The sequence below is a fragment of the Kitasatospora setae KM-6054 genome (assembly GCF_000269985.1).
Lineage (GTDB): Bacteria > Actinomycetota > Actinomycetes > Streptomycetales > Streptomycetaceae > Kitasatospora > Kitasatospora setae.
In genome coordinates this window covers 6,550,719-6,569,614 of the sequence record NC_016109.1, presented here as the reverse complement: position 1 = coordinate 6,569,614, position 18,896 = coordinate 6,550,719, and the positions used below count along the sequence as shown (strand labels likewise).

General features: G+C 73.8%; 21 protein-coding genes. 14 read left to right on the top strand and 7 right to left on the bottom strand.

Features of this window, described 5'->3' with window-relative positions; translation table 11 throughout:
* Nucleotides 1-149: 149 nt before the first annotated feature.
* Complete coding sequence (locus KSE_RS28995) at nt 150-956, top strand: SDR family NAD(P)-dependent oxidoreductase (protein ID WP_014138927.1); 807 nt, start codon at nt 150-152, stop codon at nt 954-956.
* 243 nt (nt 957-1,199) lie between these two features.
* Complete coding sequence (locus KSE_RS28990) at nt 1,200-2,702, top strand: MFS transporter (RefSeq protein ID WP_231873238.1); 1,503 nt, start codon at nt 1,200-1,202, stop codon at nt 2,700-2,702.
* 437 nt (nt 2,703-3,139) lie between these two features.
* On the opposite strand, the gene KSE_RS28980 is transcribed toward KSE_RS28990, so the two are convergent.
* The 3 genes from KSE_RS28980 to KSE_RS28970 form a co-directional block, all read right to left on the bottom strand.
* On the bottom strand, nt 3,140-3,853 hold the full coding sequence (locus KSE_RS28980) for an alpha-ketoglutarate-dependent dioxygenase AlkB family protein (RefSeq protein ID WP_014138925.1): 714 nt from the start codon (nt 3,851-3,853) through the stop codon (nt 3,140-3,142).
* Nucleotides 3,850-4,089: a hypothetical protein gene (locus KSE_RS43880; protein WP_014138924.1), complete on the bottom strand. Its 240-nt coding sequence runs from the start codon at nt 4,087-4,089 to the stop codon at nt 3,850-3,852. The genes KSE_RS28980 and KSE_RS43880 overlap by 4 nt, the downstream gene beginning before the upstream one ends.
* A gap of 318 nt (nt 4,090-4,407) precedes the next feature.
* Complete coding sequence (locus KSE_RS28970) at nt 4,408-4,737, bottom strand: hypothetical protein (protein WP_014138923.1); 330 nt, start codon at nt 4,735-4,737, stop codon at nt 4,408-4,410.
* Nucleotides 4,738-5,010: 273 nt separating this feature from the next.
* Here KSE_RS28970 and KSE_RS28965 point away from each other — a divergent pair, with 273 nt between their 5' ends.
* The 10 genes from KSE_RS28965 (at nt 5,011) to KSE_RS28920 (ending at nt 11,783) form a co-directional block, all read left to right on the top strand.
* Nucleotides 5,011-5,526, top strand: a complete 516-nt coding sequence (locus KSE_RS28965) for a methylated-DNA--[protein]-cysteine S-methyltransferase (protein WP_014138922.1) — start codon at nt 5,011-5,013, stop codon at nt 5,524-5,526.
* 94 nt (nt 5,527-5,620) lie between these two features.
* Nucleotides 5,621-6,109 carry an RNA polymerase sigma factor gene (locus KSE_RS28960; RefSeq protein ID WP_014138921.1) on the top strand — a complete coding sequence of 163 codons (489 nt, stop codon included), beginning with the start codon at nt 5,621-5,623 and terminating at the stop codon, nt 6,107-6,109.
* A complete protein-coding gene (locus KSE_RS28955) occupies nt 6,106-6,726 on the top strand; it encodes a methylated-DNA--[protein]-cysteine S-methyltransferase (RefSeq protein ID WP_014138920.1) in 621 nt (206 codons plus the stop codon). The genes KSE_RS28960 and KSE_RS28955 overlap by 4 nt, the downstream gene beginning before the upstream one ends.
* 85 nt (nt 6,727-6,811) lie before the next feature.
* Nucleotides 6,812-7,132, top strand: a complete 321-nt coding sequence (locus tag KSE_RS28950) for a type VII secretion target (RefSeq protein ID WP_014138919.1) — start codon at nt 6,812-6,814, stop codon at nt 7,130-7,132.
* 2 nt (nt 7,133-7,134) lie between these two features.
* On the top strand, nt 7,135-8,391 hold the full coding sequence (locus KSE_RS28945; RefSeq protein ID WP_014138918.1) for an amidase domain-containing protein: 1,257 nt from the start codon (nt 7,135-7,137) through the stop codon (nt 8,389-8,391).
* A gap of 11 nt (nt 8,392-8,402) precedes the next feature.
* Nucleotides 8,403-8,804: a hypothetical protein gene (locus tag KSE_RS28940; RefSeq protein ID WP_014138917.1), complete on the top strand. Its 402-nt coding sequence runs from the start codon at nt 8,403-8,405 to the stop codon at nt 8,802-8,804.
* A gap of 123 nt (nt 8,805-8,927) precedes the next feature.
* Nucleotides 8,928-9,503, top strand: a complete 576-nt coding sequence (locus KSE_RS28935) for a TerD family protein (RefSeq protein WP_014138916.1) — start codon at nt 8,928-8,930, stop codon at nt 9,501-9,503.
* Between the two features lie 516 nt (nt 9,504-10,019).
* Nucleotides 10,020-10,541, top strand: coding sequence for a DUF6879 family protein (locus tag KSE_RS28930; RefSeq protein ID WP_014138914.1), 522 nt, complete (start codon nt 10,020-10,022; stop codon nt 10,539-10,541).
* Nucleotides 10,514-11,368 carry a helix-turn-helix domain-containing protein gene (locus tag KSE_RS28925; protein WP_014138913.1) on the top strand — a complete coding sequence of 285 codons (855 nt, stop codon included), beginning with the start codon at nt 10,514-10,516 and terminating at the stop codon, nt 11,366-11,368. Before KSE_RS28930 ends, KSE_RS28925 begins: the two co-directional genes overlap by 28 nt.
* A gap of 46 nt (nt 11,369-11,414) precedes the next feature.
* Nucleotides 11,415-11,783: a hypothetical protein gene (locus KSE_RS28920; RefSeq protein ID WP_014138912.1), complete on the top strand. Its 369-nt coding sequence runs from the start codon at nt 11,415-11,417 to the stop codon at nt 11,781-11,783.
* A 75-nt stretch (nt 11,784-11,858) separates the two neighbouring features.
* Here the strand turns inward: KSE_RS28920 and lysS are convergent, their stop codons facing one another.
* The 3 genes from lysS to KSE_RS28905 form a co-directional block, all read right to left on the bottom strand.
* The gene (gene lysS / locus KSE_RS28915; RefSeq protein ID WP_014138911.1) at nt 11,859-13,535 is read right to left on the bottom strand and encodes a lysine--tRNA ligase; all 1,677 of its coding nucleotides are present in this window, start codon (nt 13,533-13,535) and stop codon (nt 11,859-11,861) included.
* A gap of 227 nt (nt 13,536-13,762) precedes the next feature.
* Entirely contained in the window at nt 13,763-14,692 is a 930-nt protein-coding gene (locus KSE_RS28910; RefSeq protein ID WP_014138910.1) for a phosphorothioated DNA-binding restriction endonuclease, read from the bottom strand.
* Between the two features lie 72 nt (nt 14,693-14,764).
* Nucleotides 14,765-15,967, bottom strand: coding sequence for an MFS transporter (locus KSE_RS28905; protein WP_014138909.1), 1,203 nt, complete (start codon nt 15,965-15,967; stop codon nt 14,765-14,767).
* Between the two features lie 95 nt (nt 15,968-16,062).
* Between KSE_RS28905 and KSE_RS28900 the strand changes: the two genes are divergently transcribed.
* The gene (locus tag KSE_RS28900; protein ID WP_014138908.1) at nt 16,063-16,668 is read left to right on the top strand and encodes a TetR/AcrR family transcriptional regulator; all 606 of its coding nucleotides are present in this window, start codon (nt 16,063-16,065) and stop codon (nt 16,666-16,668) included.
* A gap of 98 nt (nt 16,669-16,766) precedes the next feature.
* Here the strand turns inward: KSE_RS28900 and KSE_RS28895 are convergent, their stop codons facing one another.
* A complete protein-coding gene (locus tag KSE_RS28895; RefSeq protein WP_014138907.1) occupies nt 16,767-18,293 on the bottom strand; it encodes an FAD-dependent monooxygenase in 1,527 nt (508 codons plus the stop codon).
* Nucleotides 18,294-18,569: 276 nt separating this feature from the next.
* Between KSE_RS28895 and KSE_RS28890 the strand changes: the two genes are divergently transcribed.
* Nucleotides 18,570-18,884: an ArsR/SmtB family transcription factor gene (locus KSE_RS28890; protein WP_014138906.1), complete on the top strand. Its 315-nt coding sequence runs from the start codon at nt 18,570-18,572 to the stop codon at nt 18,882-18,884.
* Nucleotides 18,885-18,896: the final 12 nt, after the last annotated feature.

Genomic DNA, 18,896 nt, shown 5'->3' with positions numbered 1-18,896 from the left:
GGCCGCCCCCGCCCCCGGTCCCGGCGCGGAAGGACTGCGCGGAACCCGCTGCAACCCGTTCGCGGGGCGCGGGGTTCAAGGGGGTGAGAGCGCGGCACCGAGCGCACTCGACTGCCGGGCGAGCGCCCGCACGACAGAGAAGGACAATCATGGATCTGCACCTTTCCGGCCGCGTCGCCGTGGTCACCGGGGCCTCCAAGGGCATCGGCCTGGCCGTGACCCGGGGCCTGCTGGAAGAAGGCGCCAAGGTGGTCGCCGTCTCCCGCAAGAGCAGCCCGGAGCTGGACGCCCTGGCCGGCGCCGACCTGGTCCACTTCGCCGCCGACCTGATGGACCCGGCCGCCCCGGCCCTGGCGATCGCGGCCGCGGTCGAGAACTTCGGCGGGCTCGACATCCTGGTGAACAACGCGGGCGGCCCGCCGCCCGGGATCACCATGCCGCGCGGCGGCTTCTTCGCCGGTGGCGACCAGGACTGGCAGGCCATCTTCGAGTTCAACCTGTTCTCGGTGGTCCGCACCATCCGCGCCGCCATCCCCGAGCTGCTGGAGCGCGGCGGCGGCTCGATCGTCAACGTCTCCACCGGCATGGCGCACCAGCCGGCCGCCGCGAACGTCGAGTACGGCGCGGCCAAGGCGGGCCTGACCAACCTCTCCAAGGTCCTGTCCGAGGAGTTCGGCCCGCAGGGGATCCGCGTCAACACGGTCTCCCCGGGCGCCGTGCGCACCGCCTGGTGGACCGAGGAAGGCGGCGCGGCCGACGTCATCGCCGGCATGGCGAACGCCGACCGCGACAGCGTGATGGACCGCATCGCCCCGCAGATGATGGGCATGGTCACCGGCCGCCTGGTCGACCCGGTCGAGGTCGCGGACGCGATCCTGCTGCTCGCCTCGCCGCGTTCCGGCAGCACCACCGGCGCCGACTTCGCGGTCGACGGCGGCTTCCTCAAGGGCGTCTGACAGCCCGGCAGCGGCGGCCGCCGCTGCCGGTACCGCTGCCGGTACCGCTGCCGGTGGCGGTGGCGGTGGCGGTGCCGGTCCGGGCGCTCGGCGCCAGGCGGACTACCACGCGGGCCTGAACGCGATCGCGGTCGAGGCCGCCGTCGCCGCGAGCCCGGACGTCCCGCGCGGCAGTCGCCCGCCGCGCACATGGGCGAGTTCTCGGCTATGCCCGGCCCCGCGCACCCGCGTAGCATGCCGTGGGTGCAGGCCACCCGTTACCTCGGAACCACCAACCCGACGCTCAACGACCCAAGCCTGAAGGGCGAGTTGACGTCGTCCCACTACCGCGCCGCGATGCCCGCCGACCACGCGGCCGGCTTCCACCGGCACCTCACCCGCGCCGCCCCGGACGTCGATCTGCACGACCCGGCGTACGACACCTCCCGGCCCGCCCGGGTCGACGCTCCACCACAGCCGCTCCGTGGCGCTGCCCGACTCATGACCGAACCCACCACCCGGCCCGGCACCGCCCCCCGGCCCGCCGCCACCGCCACCGCCCGTCGCGCCGCCGCCCGCAGTGGGGGCGGCCGGCCCGGTGGGTGGCCGGCGGTGGCCGCCGTGGCGCTCGGCTCCTTCGCGCTGGTCCTCTCCGAGCTGTTCCCGGTCGGCGCGCTGGACCGGATCGCCGCCGGCACCGGCGTCTCCACCGGCACCGGCGGCCTGCTGATGACCGCCCCCGGGCTGGCCGCCGCCGTCACCGCGCCGCTGCTCACCCTCGCCGCCCGCCGGACCGACCGGCGGCTGGTGCTGTGGACCCTGTCCGCGCTGACCGTCGGCGCCAACCTGCTCTGCGCCACCGCGGAGAGCCTGCTCCCGATGCTGCTCGGCCGACTGCTGCTCGGCTTCGCGCTCGGCGGCTTCTGGGCGGTCGGCATCGGCGCGGTGCCCCGGCTGGTCCCGCCCGCGGCCGTGCACCGGGCGTCCGCGCTGGTCACCGCGGGCATCTCGGTGGGCACCGTGGTCAGCCCGCCGCTCGCCTCGCTGACCGGCCAGGCGGCCGGCGACGGCTGGCGGACCGGCTTCTGGATCACCGGGGCGCTCTCGCTGGCCGCGCTGGCCGCCCAACTGCTCCTGCTGCCCGCCCTCCCGGCCGGCGAGGGCGCGGGCCGCCGGGAACTGCTCGGCGCGGTCCGCGACCGGGCCGTCCGGGCCGGACTGCTGGCCACCACCCTGGTGTTCCTCGGGCACTTCGCCGCCTACACCTACATCACCCCGTACCTGGAGCGGCACGCCCGGCTCGGCACCGGCTGGGTCACCGGCCTGCTGCTCGGCTACGGCCTGGCCGCGATCGCCGGCAACTTCCTGGCCGGGCTGACCCTGGCCCGCTCGGTCCGGGGCACGGCCGGCTGCGCGGCCGCCGCGGTCGCCGTCGCGACCGGCCTGCTGCCGCTGTGCGACGGCTCGCCCGCGCTGGTGGCCGTCCTGGTCGTGCTGTGGGGCGTCGCGTTCGGCGCCGTCCCGCTCAGCCTGCAGTCCTGGCTGGCCGGCGCCGCCCCCGGGCCGCCGGAGGGCCGACTGGCCGCCTACGTGACGGTGGTCCAGCTCTCGCTGGCCGGCGGCGCGCTGCTCGGCGGCCTGATCGTCAACGGCCGCGGGCCGGTCGCCGCGTTCGCCGCGGCGACGGGGCTGGCCGCGCTGGCCGCGCTCTCGACGCTGCGCGGCAGGGCGGGCGGCGGCGGAACGGAGCAGGAAACGGTGGTGTGAGCCCGGCGGCGGTACGCCGGTCTGGTCCCGAAATCCCCTGCTTCTCAACGGAGTTCCGGCCGAGCGCGGGCGCGGCGGGCAAGGAGGAGACAGGACGGTCCGCCGGGGCACCGGTGGGCGGCGGGGGCCGGTGGGCGGCGGCGGGGCGTTCGACGCCGCCGTGCTCGCGCGGCCGTGCTCGTGCCGCCGGACGACGGCCCGGGCGTCGGTGCAGCCGGCCGCGGTGTCGGGGTCGAAGCCGTCGAACGCCGCGCGCAGGCCGGGGCCCGGCCGGCACGGTGCGCCGGCCGGGCCCCCCTGGAAGCCCTCCGGCACGATCCGCTGGTACACCGCCCGCTCGCCGTCCGGCGGCAGGCCCCACTCGGCGGGGTGGCCGGCGGCCCGGGGGCAGCGGGCCGGGGCGTCGGCGCCGGTCACGGCGGTCCCCGGGGTGTCGGTCACCGGGTGGCGGGGCCCGGCCCGGGGTCGGTGAGGCCGGTGACCCGGAGGGTGAGGTTGAGGCGGCCGGCGGCGAGGCCGGTCGCGGGGTCGCCGGTGCCGGGGTGGATCTTCGGGACGGCGTGGTAGGCGAGCCGGGAGGGGCCGCCGAAGACCAGCAGGTCGCCGGAGGCGAGGGTCAGGTCGGTCCAGGGGCGGTTGCGGTGCTCGGTGTTGCCGAGGCGGAACAGGCAGCTGTCGCCGATGCTGAGCGAGACCACCGGGTCGAGGGTCTTCTCGTCCTTGTCCTGGTGCATGCCGAGCCGGGCTTCCGCGTCGTAGAAGTTGACCAGCGCGGCGTCCGGTTCGTAGCCGGCGGCCCGTTCCTCGTCCTGGTAGGCGTCGGCGACGGCGCGGCGGCCGAGGTCGGCGAGCCAGCCGGGGAACGGGGTGACCGGCCGGCCGTTCACGTCGTCGGCGGTGCGGGTGTACGCGTACGGCTTCCAGTGCCAGCCCAGGCAGACCGTCTGGACGGACATCACGCCGCCGCGCGGCAGCCGGGTGTGCCGGATCGGGACGGGGCCGGTGGCCCAGCCGCGGCAGGCGGTGACCAGGGAGCGCTGCTGCTCGGGCGTCAGCCAGCCGGGCAGGTGGACGGCGCCCGGGGCGATCTCGCGGCGCCGGTAGCCGGCCGGCGGCGGGCCGAACAGCGGCGGTTCGGGGAGCGGGTTCACGCGGCGCCGCCCGCGGGGTGCGGCGGCCGGAAGTCCGTCCGGCCGTGCTCGATCCGCCAGGTGCCGCCGTCCGCGCTCGCGCCGCGCACCCCGTCCAGGACGCCGTCCCCGGCGAGCGCGACGGCCACCGGCTCGGCGGGCGGCGCGAAGCCGAGGGTGCGGTCCGGGCGCCAGGGGGTGCCGGGCGCGAGCCGGCGGGCCGGCTGGGCCCGGCCGGGCGGGGCGGCGGCGGTCACCAGCGCGTCGGGCTCCCGGTCGGCCGGCCGCTGGGCCGGGCGCAGCCAGGACGCGGCCCGCTCGGGCCGGTCGACGACGGCCGGGACCGTGCCGCCGGTACCCCGCCACGCCTCGGCGAACGCGGCGGCCGCCGCCCGGGAGGCGGCGTCGCGGCTGTGTCCGACCGTGACGCCGGGCGGCTCCGGGCGGCTCCGGGCGGCGCCGCCCGGTGAGCAGGCGCAGCAGGGCGGCGAGCTCGTCGGCGGTGTGCGGGGCGGGTTCGGGCAGCGGCCCGTGGGCGGTGGCCGCGGGCGCGGGGAGCAGGGGCGAACGGGGGTTCACGGTCGGGTCCTTCGGGTCTTCCGGGTCTTCCACGTCCGGTACTCCTCGGGCAGGCACACCGCGCACGGCCGGTAGCCGGCCGCGACCGCGGTCGGCTCGTCGGCGAAGAACACGCGGTGGCGGACGTAGTGGCCGGCGGCGACGGCCCGCAGCGCGCTGGGGCAGTCGAGCCGGCCGTAGCGGCGGCCGGGCCGGTGCCCGCCGAGGGTGCCGGGGGTGGTGCTGCGGTAGGGGCGGTTGTCGGGTCCGATCAGCGTGTAGCCGCGCGGCGCGGCCGGGGCGGACGCGGGGGCGTCGCCGGTGCCGCGGGTGCCGGCTGCTTCCATCGCGGGCTTCCTCCTCCGGCTCCGTCCGTGCTCCGGCTGTTCGCTGTTCGGTGTTCGCTGTTCTCATCTTTCGTTCCCGCACCGACCATGGTGCCGCATCCCGGACGGGCGGGACCGGCGGCATTCGGACCCCGCGCCCGGAGCCGCGCCGACGGGCGGCGGGTGGCAGGCCGGCCGGCCGGTCCGGCGGAAGGATCCTGCGGACCGGACCTCACGTTCCGGCGCCGCCGGACGTCTACCGGGTGAGGAAGCAGGAACGACAGGAGAGCGCACATGGACACCATCCGGCACACCGTCGCCGGCACCCGGCTCGGCGCGGTCACCCTGGTCGCCGACGGCGACGCCGTCACCGGCCTGTACTTCCGCCACCACGTGCGCCGCCCCGACCAGCGGTCCTTCGGCCCGGAGGTCGAGCCGTCCGGCGACCCGCTGCTGACCGAGGCCGCCGACCAGCTCCACGACTACCTCGACCGCCGCCGCACCGGTTTCGACCTGCCGCTGCGCACCGGCGGCGACGTTTTCCAGGAGAAGGTCTGGGCGCTGCTGAAGGACGTCCCGTACGGCACCACCACCACGTACGGGACGCTCGCCGGGCAGCTCGGCGACCGGGCTCTCGCGCAGCGGGTCGGCCAGGCCGTCGGGGCGAACCCGCTGTGCGTCTTCGTGCCGTGCCACCGGGTGGTGGGCGCCGACGGATCCCTCACCGGCTACGCGGGCGGCCTGCGCTACAAGCAGGAGCTGCTCGAACTGGAGGAGCCGGCCGAGGTGACCGCCTCCCGGCTGTTCTGAGCCCCGCTCCTCCCCCGCCGCCCCGTCCGTCCCCCCGCCCCGTCCGTCCCTCCCCCGCCGCCCCGTCCGTCCCCCAGCGCCCCAAGAGAACCCGATGAAGCAGCCGTTCGAGAAGATCGTCACCCAGCACGGCCCGACCGTGCTCCGGGTGTGCCGGGCCGTGCTCGGCCCGCAGGACGCGGAGGACGCCTGGTCGGAGACCTTCCTGTCCGCCCTGCGCGCCTACCCCGACCTCGCCGAGGACGCCAACGTGGAGGCGTGGCTGGTGACGATCGCGCACCGCCGGGCCCTCGACGTCCACCGGGCCGCGCGGCGCGCCCCGTTACCCGTCGGCGAGCTGCCCGAGCGCCCCGCCGCACCCGACCGGCCCGCCGAGGACGGCGGCCTGTGGGCCGCGGTCCGGCTGCTGTCGCCCAAGCAGCGCCAGGCCGTCGCCTACCACCACGTCGTCGGCCTGCCGTACGCCGAGGTCGCCCGGATCCTCGGCGGCACCGTCGAAGCGGCCCGCCGGGCCGCCGCCGACGGGATCAGGACCCTCAGGAAGAACTACCCGCAGAACGCCGGAGAAGGAGAAGCACCATGAGCGGAACCCCCGGCGGCGACGACGTCACCGCCCTGCTCTCGACCCCCGAGGACGCCGCCGTGCTGGCCCGGCTGCACCGCCGCCTCGAAGCCGAGGCCGACGGCGCCGGACTGGTCGACGTCGCCTACACCACCGTCGACTCCCCGGTCGGCAGCCTGCTGCTCGCCACCACCCCGGCGGGCCTGGTCCGGGTCGCCTACCCGGCCGAGGACCACGACCGCGTCCTGGAGCACCTCGGCCGGCAGCTCGGCCCCCGCGTCCTGCGCGCCCCGCGGCGCCTGGACGCCGCCGCCCGCGAACTCGACGAGTACTTCGCCCGCCGCCGCCGGACCTTCGACCTGCCGCTCGACCTGTCCCTCTCCCGCGGCTTCCGCCGCACCGTCCAGCAGCACCTCCCCGAGATCGGCTACGGCCAGACCCGCAGCTACCGCGAGGTCGCCGAACTCGTCGGCAACCCCAAGGCCGTCCGCGCCGTCGGCACCGCCTGCGCCACCAACCCGCTCCCCGTCGTCGTCCCCTGCCACCGCGTGCTGCGCACCGACGGCACCCTCGGCGGCTACATCGGCGGCCTCGACGCCAAGACCGCCCTGCTCGCCCTCGAAGCCGCCGCCGGCTGACCGCCGACCGTCCGCCGAGCGGAACCGAACGCGCCGCAGGGTCGTCCTCCCCCGTGCCGATCACACGGTAGACACGGGGGGATCCATGTTCGACGTCCACATCCGCACGGCGGGTCTGCGCAGCGCCGCCGACGCCATCGGCGGAACCTCCGGCCGGCTGGGCTCGCGCACCGGCCACTGGCTGGACGACAGCCTGACCGTCGCCGCCGCCCACCCGGGCTTCGCCTCCGGTCCCGCGCTGCGCGAGTGCGCCGAGGCGTGGCAGACCCACATGAGCGCCGTCGCCCAGCAGTTGGGCGTCTACGCCGACCAGTTGCGGCAGAGCTCGCACTCGTACGACACCGCCGAGCAGGAGTCGGTGCGCCGGCTGAACCTCGCGGTGGCCGACCTGGGCGGGGGTGCCTGAGCATGGTCGGCTTCACCGACCTCCGGCAGGCCGACCCGGCCGCCCTGCGCCGCGCCGCCGACGGCTGGGTCGAACTGTCGAAGGAGTCCTGGCACGCCGTCAACGACCTGCACGGCAACGGGATCGGCCCGCTCAAGGAGGACTGGCAGGACCGGGTCGGCCAGAGCGCCGGCAAGAAGCTGGCCGAGCAGGCCGACATCCTGGAGTCCGGCGCCGACATCACGCGCGGCGTGGCGATGGTCGTCGACGGGCTGGCGTCCTCGCTGGAGTACGCCCAGCGGGTACTGCAGCAGGCCCTGGACCTCGCCTCGGCGTACCGGCTGGAGGTCGACGGGAACGGGACCGTCACCACCACCGGCGAGGTCACCGGCGAGAGCCTCACCCACATGAACGAGGTGGCGGACCTCGTCAAGGAGGCCCTCCGGGAGGCCCGCCAAGCCGACGACCGGGCGGCCGCCGAGCTGCGGAAGCTGGGCGGCGCCACCTGCGAGACCAACCCCGAGAAGGCCCTCGACCAGCTCCAGGGCGAAGCCTCGCAGACCCAGCTCGACATGCTCGCCGCCGACATCCCGGACGGCAGCGACCCCGCCCTGGTGTCCCGCTGGTGGGCCGCGCTCACCCCCGAACAGCAGAAGCAGCTGGAGCTGGCGGAGCCGGTGAAGCTCGCCAACCTCCCCGGCATCCCGGACGCGGTCAAGGAGGACCTGCGCGGCGGTCCCGGGCGCAAGTGGGACCGCGTGCGGATGGTCGAGTGGGTACTGGCCCACTGGAACGACGACTCCGGCGACTTCGACGACGAGAACAACTGCACCAACTTCGCCTCGGAGGCGCTGTTCCAGTCCGGCGTCCGCATGAAGGGCGACTGGACCGTCGAGGGCGACGCCTGGAACCGCGGCGACGACCCGGGCTGGCTCGGCCTCGGCATCATCGGCCAACAGCACAGCCACGCCTGGGGCGGCGCGCAGAACCTGCACGACTTCATGGTGGGCAACGGCGGCCGCGAGGTCCCGCCCGACCAGGTCAAACCGGGCGACCTGGTCTTCCTGGAGGACGACAACGACCAGAACCCGGACCTCACCCCCGGCAACATCCACCACACCGCGATCGTCACCGCCGTCACCCCGGACGGCGACATCCGGTACAGCCAGCACAACGACTCGCGGAAGAACGTCAGCATGGACGGCCGCTCCGACCACGAGGCGCAGTCCGAGGGACGACAGAAGATCCGCTACGTCCGGGTCGAACCCGACTGGTACTGAGGACGACTGACATGACGACCGACACGACTGACACGACGGCGGACGGCACGCGGGCGGGCCGCCGGCTCGCGGTGGCGGCGGTGCTGGTGCTGCTCGGCTGGGCCGGCGCCAAGTACGGCCACGACGCCTACCTCGACGCGGTGCCCCGGCGGCTGGGCCACTGCCTGGACGCCGCCCCGGTGCCGGCCGCGGCCTGGGCCGCACTGGTCGCCGGACCGCTGCTGGCCGCCGCGGCGGGAGCGGGCGCCGTCCCGCTGCTCCGCCCGGCCGCCCGCCCCGGCCGGGCGGCCCTGGTCGCGGCGGCGCTGCTCGCCGTACTGGCCGGGCTGGTCCTGCTGGCCGCCGGCTGGGGCCTGGCCGACGCGCTGGGCGGCCCCGGCGGCGGTGCCCGGCACACCTGCGGCGGCCTGTAGCCCGCCGCCGGGCACCGGTTCCCGGGGTGCCCTTCTCCAACTCTCTACAGTGCTGTAGATTCAAGCGCAGGTAAAGCACTGCCCAAGTCGCTTGCGCGGGCAGGAAGAACGGGAAGGGCAATCGTGGGAGTCTCGCTCAGCAAGGGTGGCAACGTCTCGCTCACCAAGGAGGCACCCGGCCTGACCGCCGTGGTCGTCGGCCTCGGCTGGGACGTCCGCACCACCACCGGCACCGACTTCGACCTCGACGCCAGCGCGCTGCTCTGCACCGAACAGGGCAAGGTCCGCTCCGACGGGGACTTCGTCTTCTTCAACAACCTGAAGAGCGCCGACGGTTCGGTCGAGCACACCGGCGACAACCTCACCGGCGAAGGCGACGGCGACGACGAGCAGGTCAAGGTGAACCTGGCCGCCGTCCCCGCCGAGATCACCCGGATCGTCTTCCCCGTCGCGATCTACGACGCGGCGAACCGGCAGCAGAGCTTCGGCCAGGTCCGCAACGCCTACATCCGCGTGGTCAACCAGGCCGGCGGCACCGAGATCGCCCGCTACGACCTCTCCGAGGACGCCGCCACCGAGACCGCCATGGTCTTCGGCGAGCTCTACCGCAACGGCGCCGAATGGAAGTTCCGCGCCATCGGCCAGGGCTACGCCTCCGGCCTGGTCGGCATCGCCCAGGACTTCGGCGTCAACGTCTGAGGCCAGGCTCGCTCGTAGCGCACCCGCAGGCCGGCGCGCCAGAACCGGACAGTCAAGGGCGACGGAGAACAGCACCACCCACCGGACCCGACGCACCAGCGGATCGCCGCACCGACCACCAAGGCCACCAGAACGAAGCCCCGGCTGCCGACGTGAGGGCATCGTCAGGGCATGGGGAAGGAGGACATGGCGGCCGGCCTGAGCCAGGCCCCACCCTCGCGGCGCTCGGAGCGATTTCCCGTTCGCGCAACTGTGACCCCTTGACCCTCCCGTCGCGGCTTCGGGAGCATCGAACGCGACACGGCCGGGCGGGGAGGGGAACAACGGTGAAGCTGACAAGGCTCGCGGGTGAGTGCGAGAAGGGCACATGCCCCACGGTCTACGGTGTGGACGGCACGGGGGATCTGATCGTGCAGGGGTACGTCGTTGATAGTCCGGAAGCGTTGGAGGCAATCCAGGTTCCGCCCGGAGAGGCCGCCGTACGCATCCCTGCATCGCTGATTCGGAGGCTTGCCAATGCGCATCTCGGGTGAGGATTTCGAAAGGCTGTTCACCGGCTTCCAGCGGGAAGCCTTTCGACTGGAGACACTGGACGACTACACGGGGTCGTCGCATGCCGAGAGCATCCGGGCATTCCTGGCTGGCGAGCCCCAGCCGGAGGATTACAATCAGGAATGGGCCGACGAGGTCCGAAGCAATGTCGACTCGGGCAAACGCATGTACCGGGTTCACATTCTCTCGCGCCCACTGACGCCGTATCTCAGGTTCGAACTCGGGTGGGGATACACCAAGAATGCCCGTTCCGGCGAAGAGTTCTTCATCCTCGACACCACCGAACAGCCGAATCCACTGGAAGGCGTTCCCGACTTCTGGCTCTTCGATGAGACCACGACAGTAACCATGGAGTACGGTCCGGGTGGATCTTTCATCGGGGCGGACTCACGGCCGATCGTCGCCGATTATCTGGAATATCGAGACGTCGCCCTCTCTCACGCTGAGCCATTCGCAGCATGGTGGGAGCGGTACGGCAGTCAGTGAACGGTGTAGATCTGGGAAGAGCGCTGCGGGAACTGCGAGAGGCCAGCGGGAAAGAGGCCAAAGCAGTGGCCCGCAGCGCTCTCATGTCCCCGAGTAAACTGAGCAAGATTCTCAACGGCAAGATGGCTCCGAGCGTCGCAGACGTGGAACGGATTCTGGCCGCCCTCGACGTACCGCCGGAAGTCTCGGCACAGCTCGCAGCGGCTGCTCGCACCGTGGCCACGGAGGCGACCGCGTGGCGCATTTACCGCCGATCGGGACTGCACAAGCACCAGGAGGAGATCCGGGCCATAGAGTCCCAGGCAAAGTCTCTTCGAGTCTTCCAAGCCTCATGCATCCCTGGACTCCTCCAGTCTCCGGAGTATATCCGTTCGATTCTGCAGACCTCGGGCCTGTCCGATGAATCCCTGGAAAAAATGGTCGGTGCGCGAGTGTGTCGACAGGAAGTTCTGCACGAGTCCCGCCGCCGCTTCTCTTTTCTTGTCACGGAATCCGTCCTCAGATGGAGGCTGGTTCGGCCTGCGATGATGGCTGCGCAGCTCGACAAGCTGGTGAAAGTGTCGAGAATGGCGAACATCTCTGTCGGCGTGGTGCCTTTGATTGCCCTTATGCCCGAACCACCGACTTGTTCATTCGTTCTTTTCGACGCCAGGATGGCAGTCGTCGAAATCCCTCATGCCGAGGTGACAGCCAGAGATCCCCGGGACGTGGAACAGTACGTCCGAAAGTATGAGTCATTCGAACGGGTCGCTCTGCTCGGTGATGCGATGAGAGAGTTCGTCGAACGCATTCGGGACGAGTACGTGACGGAACAGGAAACCGCCTAGCCCCTACCCTCTTCCGGTCCTACCGTGAGACGTCAAAGGAGTGGCGATGAGCGTGGTCGAGTACTACCCCAATGGCGTGTTCGGGCTGCACTGGGAGGCGAGCGGAGTGGACGATCGGGACGAGGTTCGCGGTGTCGTGCTGGCGGAGGCGGACGACGGGTGGGTGGCTCTCGGGCACATCGAGGAACAGCGGTCCGTCCTGTTCCTGCGCCCGGCTGAACTCGCCCGGCTGCGCGACGCGTTGGCGGGCGGTGAGTTCGACCACCTGCTGTCCGGAGTCCGGTCGGGCCTGCGCCGGCCGGTCGTGGAACGGCGGTGGGAGTCGCCGTCGAAGCGTGCCTGGGGGCGCTGGCACCGCCGACTGTGGCGTGCCGCCACCGGCCGGGTCCGGCGGTCCGCCGTCGACGCCCGGTAGGCCCGGTAGGCCCGGAAGGTCCGCGGCCGGGGGTGGGGGCGCGGGCCTTCCGGGCGTGGCGGGGTGCGGGTCGGGTCAGGCGGTGAGGAGGGTGCGGATGCGTTCCGCGCCGAGGGCGAGGAGCAGGGTGGGCAGGCGGGGGCCGGTGTCGGTGCCGACCAGGAGCTGGTAGAGGCGGGCGAACAGGGCGCGTTGGGCGGCCTTGAGTTCGGGGGTGGCGGGGGTGTCGAGGGGGAGGCCGGCCTGGAGCTTGGGCACGCCGTAGAGGAGGGTGGTCAGGCCGTCGAGCGACCAGTGGTCGTCCAGGCCCTTCAGCAGCAGGTCGAGGGCGTCGCGCTCGCTGTCGGTCAGCTCGGCGATCAGGGCGCGGTCCGGGGTGGTGCGGACGTGGGTGCGGTCTGCTGCCGGGAGGTGTTCGGTGACCCATGCCTCGGCGCGGTCGAGCCGGGGGCGGACCCGGTCGAGGTCGGTGAGGTGTTCGTCGGGGGTCATGTCGCCCAGGATGCGCAGGATCTGCTGTTCGTCGCCGGTGGTGATGTCGACCACCGAGGCCAGCACCCGGAACGGGACGGGGAGCGGGGTGATGGGCAGGGTGGCGGTGGCGGTGCCGAGCGCGCGGGCGCGGCTCGCCTGTTCGAGCGGGTCGCCGCCGCCGTCGGCGAGGCGGCGGCCGGCGGCGTCCCACTCGTCGTAGATCCGGGCGACTTCCTGGTCGAACGCGATGGTGAACGACTGGTTGGGCCGCCGGCGCACGTACAGCCAGCGGACCAGCGGGGCTTCCAGGATCCGCAGCGCGTCTCCGGGGGTGGGGGCGCCGCCGGCCGAGCCGCTCATCTTGGCCATGCCGCGGACGCCCACGAAGGAGTAGCCGAGGTAGGCGGGCGGGCGGGCGTCGAAGACCTCGCGGACCAGCTGGGAGCCGACCGTGAAGCTGGAGCCGGGCGAGGAGTGGTCGACGCCGCCGGCCTCGAAGGTGACGCCCTCGTAGGCCCAGCGCATCGGCCAGTCGACCTTCCAGACCAGCTTGCCGCTGCCGGTGCGGCCGATCACGTCGGTGTCCCGGTGCCCGCACTGGCAGGTGTAGGAGAGTTCGGCGGTCTCGTCCGAGTAGGCGGTGACGGTGGTGAGGTCCCGGCCGCAGGCGGCGCAGTACGGCTTGTACGGGTAGTACCCGGCGGCCGTCGGCTCGTCGGTGTCGTCGGCCACCGAGTCCTCCGGCTCCTCGCCCTCCGGGGCGGCGGCCTTGGCCGTGCGGTAGCGGCCGAGGATCGCGTCGATCCGGTCGCGGTTGCGCATCGCGTGCAGGATCTGTTCGGTGTAGGCGCCGGAGCGGTACATCTCGGTCTGGCTGATCTCGGTGACCTCGACGCCGAGTTCGGCCAGCGCGGCGCGGAACGGGACCTTGTAGTGCTCGGCCCAGTTCTCGTGCTCGCCGCACGGGTCCGGTACCGAGGTGAGCGGGCGCCCGATGTACTGGGCGAAGGACTCCGGCGCCCCGGCCGGCACCTTCCGCAGCCGGTCGAAGTCGTCCCAGGAGAGGATGTGCCGGCAGTCCAGGCCGCGGCGGCGCAGCTCGTCCGCGACGAAGTGCGGCACCATCACCTCGCGCAGGTTCCCCAGGTGCACCGGGCCCGACGGGCTGATGCCGGAGGCGCAGACCAGCGGCGCGCCGGGTGCGCGGTGCTCGTTCTCGGCGAGGACCTGATCGGCCGCCGCCACCACCCAGTCACCCTGCTTCGTGCCGCCCGCCACTGTTCTCCTCCATGCCCGTCGATGAATGCCCTGACCAGCATAGAGGACTCGGGAGGCCGGATCCGGACGCCGCTCTTCAGGGGCAACTCGCTTTCACCGCAGGCGAGTTGCCGTCACACTTCGGCGGCCCGCGCCGGACCGCGCCGGACCGGTCGGCGGCGGGGCGCGATGCCTTCCGGCCTCCCGGGGTCCTGCCCGGGCGGGCGGTCTCCGTCAGCCGCCGGCCGTCAGCCGCCGACCGCCGAAGACGGGGCCGGGGACGGGCGGGGCTCGCCGTGGAAGACCTGGTCGGTGTGCCACTTCCGGTGCCGGTCGGCGACCGGGAGGGTGCCCGGCTGCGGGCCGATGACGGGGCGGCCGGCCAGGGCCAGCACCTGCTGCCGGCTGGCCTCGCCGCGGCCGACGAAGCGCCGGGAGACCAGGACGCGGTGCCCCTCCCCCAGGCCCAGCACGCCCTTGTCGAAGAGCTTGTGGTGCAGGGAGCACAGGCACAGGCCGTTGTCGACCGCGTCCGGCCCGTCGTAGGACCACCACCGCACGTGGGCCGCCTCCAGGCCGACCGTGCTGCTGCCGAGCATCCCGTCGTAGCCGCAGAACGCGCACTGGAACTCGTAGGCGGTCAGGACGAGTTCGCGCATCCGCCGGTCCCGCTGCCGCCGCGCCGCCCGCTCCCGCCCGCCGCCCGGCAGGCTCGCGGTGTCGGCCAGGTCCAGGTCGAGCCCGACGGCCTCGCACAGGTCGGTGTGCAGCGACGGCGGGAAGTAGCGGTCGAGCAGCACCCGTACCAGGCGCCCGAGCAGCGCCGGGTCCTTGCGCAGCGCGGCCCGCAGGTCGGGCGCGAGCCGGCCGGTCGCGCCGCTGGAGCGCAGGAGCCCGACGCGGCTGCCCGGGCTCCCGGGCCCCTGGTCGGTGCTGACCTCCCAGACGCCGTCGCTGACCAGGTGGTGGAAGGGGTAGGCGGGGGTGGTCGGATGCGACGGCCCGTACTCCTCCAGCAGCCGCTTCAGCTCCCCCTCGACGGCGCTGTAGCGCAACTCGCCGTCGGCGTCCCGCTGGTAGCCGCCCAGCGCGTACAGCAGCAGCAGCGGCTTGTGCGGTGCCCGGACGCCGCTGCTCGTCCACCGTCTCAGCTCGGCCACCCGCTCCAACCAGTCCATGACGGCACAGCGTAGGCCGAGGCCCCCGCCCCGGCGGGGCAGGGGCGGGGGCGCGGGGCGCGAGGCGGTCGGTCAGCGCAGGCTCTCGTTGGAGCGGGCGCTCCAGATCGCCAGGGCGGCCACCAGGGCGCAGGCGCCGCCGAGCCACAGGACGCCCTGCACGCTGAGCGCGTCGACGATCAGGCCGCCGACCAGGGCGCCGAGGCCGATCGACAGGTTGAACACCGCCACCCAGAGGGAGGAGGCGGCTTCCACGGCCTGCGGCGCGGCCTTGATCATCCAGGTCTGCAGGCCCACCGACACGCCGCCGTAGGCCAGGCCCCAGACGATGAGCAGGATGATGCCGGTGATCGTGGTCCGGCCCAGCAGCGCGAAGAGCGGCATCGCGACCGCGAGGGCCAGCGCGATGGCCAGCACGCTGCGGTGCACCCGCCGGGAGAGCGCCGAGCCGGCGACGAAGTTGCCGATCATGCCGGCCAGGCCGAAGCCGAACAGCAGCGGGCCGACGTAGCTCTCGTCGATGCCGGACAGCTTCTGCAGGGCCGGGCTGACGAAGGTGTAGGCCGAGAAGTGCCCGAACACGATGAAGACCGTCGCGATGATGCCGATCCGCACTCCGGGGTTGCGGAACTGCTCGGCCAGCAGGCGCGGCCGGATGGGCTGCGAGGCGACCAGCGGGGGCAGCACGACCAGCAGCGCGACCAGCGCGATCAGCGCCAGGGCGCTGACCGACGCGAAGGCGACCCGCCAGCCGGCGAAGTCGCCGACCAGGGTGCCGAGCGGGACGCCGAACACGTTCGCGGCGCCGACGCCGCCGAAGATGATCGCGGTGGCCTTCGGGACGCTCTCGGGCGCCACGAGCCGGACGGCCAGGCCGCTGGCGACGGCCCAGAAGCCGCCGATCGCCACGCCGACGACGACCCGGGAGGCCACCAGGACGCCGAAGTTGGGCGCCAGGGCCGAGGCCACGTTGGAGACGGTCATCAGCGCCATCAGACCGATCAGCAGGATCCGCCGGTCCAGGCCCCGGACGAGCATCGGGACCAGCGGCGCCGCGAACGCGGCGACCAGGCTGGGCACCGTGACCATCAGGCCGGCCGTTCCCTCCGAGACCGAGAGCGCGGACCCCACGGAGGTCAGCAGGCCGATCGGCAGCTGCTCGGCGCTCACCAGCAGGAATGTCCCCAGGGCCACCGCGCTGACCGCCAGCCAGTGGTTCGCCTGCGGGGTCTCCGAGCCCTTCACCCGGGATGAGCTCTGTTCTGCGGTCGTCACCGTACCGCCCCCTTCGTTCGATTGGGAGCGATCGCTCCCAATAGCTGAACCCTAGTATGGGAGCGATCGCTTCACAAGCTGGGTAAGGTGAGGACATGGCACGCCCACGACAGTTCGACGAGCAGAACGCGGTCACCTCGGCGACCGAGCTGTTCTGGAGACGCGGTTACCACGCCACTTCGGTGCGCGACCTGGGTGAGGAGCTGCGGCTCACGCCCAGCAGCCTGTACCGGACCTTCACCGACAAGCACACGCTGTTCCTGCGCGCGCTGGACCACTACCGGGCCACCGAGTCCGCCGAGGCCGGGGAGCGCCTGCACGCGGGCGACCGCCCGGTCCGGGAGGTGCTGCGGGAGTGGATGCTGTGGCTGGTCACCTGCCCGCCGGGCGGCCGGGGCGGCCTGGGCTGCTTCGTGGTCAACACGGCCACCGAACTCGGCACCACCGACGAGCAGGTCCGCCGGCGGACCGACGCCGCGTTCGAGACCACCCGGCGGGCGCTGCGCTCGCTGCTGGCCGAGGGCCGCGAGCACGGCGAACTCCCCGCCGGCCTCGACCTCGACGCCACCGCGGAACTGCTCTTCACCGTGGTGCTCGGGCTGCGGGTGCGCGAGCGCGCCGGCCACGACCTCGGGCCGCTGACCACCGCGGTCGACGCCGCGATCCGGAGCCTGGGACCCGCGCCCGGGGCGCCCGCCTGACCGCGCCGGCCCGGGGCGCCCGCCTGACCGCGCCCGACCGGGCCGGCGGCCGACCGCGCTCGGGGAGAGCGGGCCGGCCGCCGGCCCGGGCGGGTCCGCTACGCCGGCTCGCCGAACCACTCCGCGGCCACCTCGACCAGTCCCGACGTCCGCGCCCGCCGTCCCGGCGCGCTCCACAGGACGTAGCCGTCCGGCCGGATCAGCAGCGCCTGGGCCTGCATAGCGGCGGCGGACTCCGGCACCACCTCGACGACGGACAGCCGGTCGGACCACGGCGCGAGCAGTTCGGCCGGCCCGGCCGCCTGGGCCGTGTGGATCAGCAGCGGCCGTCCGTCGGCCAGCAGGGCGGCGAGGCTGGTGGAGCCCCGGGCGGTCTTCAGCCGCAGGTCCGGGGCGAAGGTCCCGGCGAGGGCGTCGTCGGGGAGGCCCACGTCGTAGCCGATGTCGGCGCCGCTGATCATCCCGGTGAGGAAGCGGTTCACCTGCGGCAGGTGCATCGTCTCGCGGAACAGCTCCCGCAGCGAGTCCGTGAGCACCCCCGGGTGCATGAGCGCCACCTGGGCCCGCACGTTGTACAGGACGCGCGCGGCCACCGGGCGCCGTTCGGTGTCGTAGCTGTCCAGCAGGCCGGGCGGCGCCCAGCCCTTGACCTCGGCCGCGAGCTTCCAGCCCAGGTTGACGGCGTCCTGGAGGCCGGTGTTCAACCCCTGGCCGCCCATCGGGAAGTGGGCGTGGGCGGCGTCCCCGGCCAGCAGGACGCGGCCCCGGCGGTAGCTCTCGGCCTGGAGCGCCGCGTCGCTGAACCTGGTGAGGTCGCGGGCGTCCGCCATCGGCACGGGGCGGCCGGCGATCCGCTCGGTCTCCGCCCGCAACTCCTCGAAGGTCACCGGCGCGTGGCGGTCCGCGGCGGGGCCGCGGAAGTCGTAGGTGCACACCCGGCTGTGCCCGACCGGGTTCAGCCACACCAGGGTCCAGCCCCGCGGCGTGCGCTGCCAGCCCGCCGGCGCGCTCCACGGGTCCAGCAGGCGCACCTCCCCCATCAGCGCGGACACGGTGGCGGGCGTGCCGGTGAAGGGGATCCCCGCGGCGCCGCGGACGGCGCTGCGCACCCCGTCGCAGCCGACCACCCAGCGCGCGGTGACCTGCCGCCGGGTCCCGTCCGCGCCCTGGAGCTCCACCCGGACGCGGTCCCCCTCGTCCTGGAGGCCCGTGCACTCCTGGCCGCGCAGGATCCTCGCCCCCAGCGCCTCGGCCCGCTCGGCGAAGACGTGCTCGGCGTACGCCTGGGGGCTGCCGACGATGACGGGGCCCTCCTGGCTCACCTCGGCGAGGTCGATGTCGAACATCCCGGCGAAGTGGAAGGGGGCGCTGGTCTGCCGGCCGCGCACCGGGCGCGGCTGCACGGCCTCGCGCAGCCCGCGCCGGTGCAGGGTCTCCACGGTGCGGGCGTGCAGCGTCCCGGCCTTCGACACCCCGGAGGGCACCGGGAGCTTCTCCAGCACCAGGGGCCGGACGCCCTGGAGCGCCAACTCGTGGGCGAGCAGCATCCCCACCGGGCCGCCGCCCACGATCACCACCTCGGAGGTGACCGGCTCGTCCGCGGACTGGGGCAGGCGTTGGTTCACTCTGTCTCCTCACCTTCGTGCCGAGCGGGTCGCCCGGGCCGGGCCCCACGGGACCGGGCCCCACGGCACCGGGTCCGGACCGCGCGGGGGCGGCGGCGACGGCGAAGCGCGGCCGCTCCCCGCCGGGGTCGGGCGCGCCGACGGGTCGATCACCGTCCGCGTCGCCGACCAACGTTACGTATATACTCGTACCATCAAAGCAAGGGGGCCGCAAGGCGGACCGTGACCCAGCGTCGCCGCGTCGGCACGGTCCGCGCATGTTCATAGGATGGCGTCATGGGACTCCGTCACCCGAAGACCGACCAGATCCGACTGGAAGACGTGTTCGCCGCGTTGAGCAACCCGATGCGGCTCCAGGTGGTGCGCGTCCTCGCCGCGTCCGGCCCCGTGCCGTGCGGGAGCCTGCTCGACGGCGTCCCCCGCTCGACGCTCACCCACCACTGGCGGGTGCTGCGCGAGGGGGGGCTGATCCGGCAGGAGGCGGTCGGGCGGGAGTACACCCTGACCCTGCGCCGCGACGACCTCGAACAGCGCTTCCCCGGACTGCTGGACGTCGTGCTGCGCGCGGCGGCGGTGCCGGAGCCGGGCTGAGCCCGACGGGCG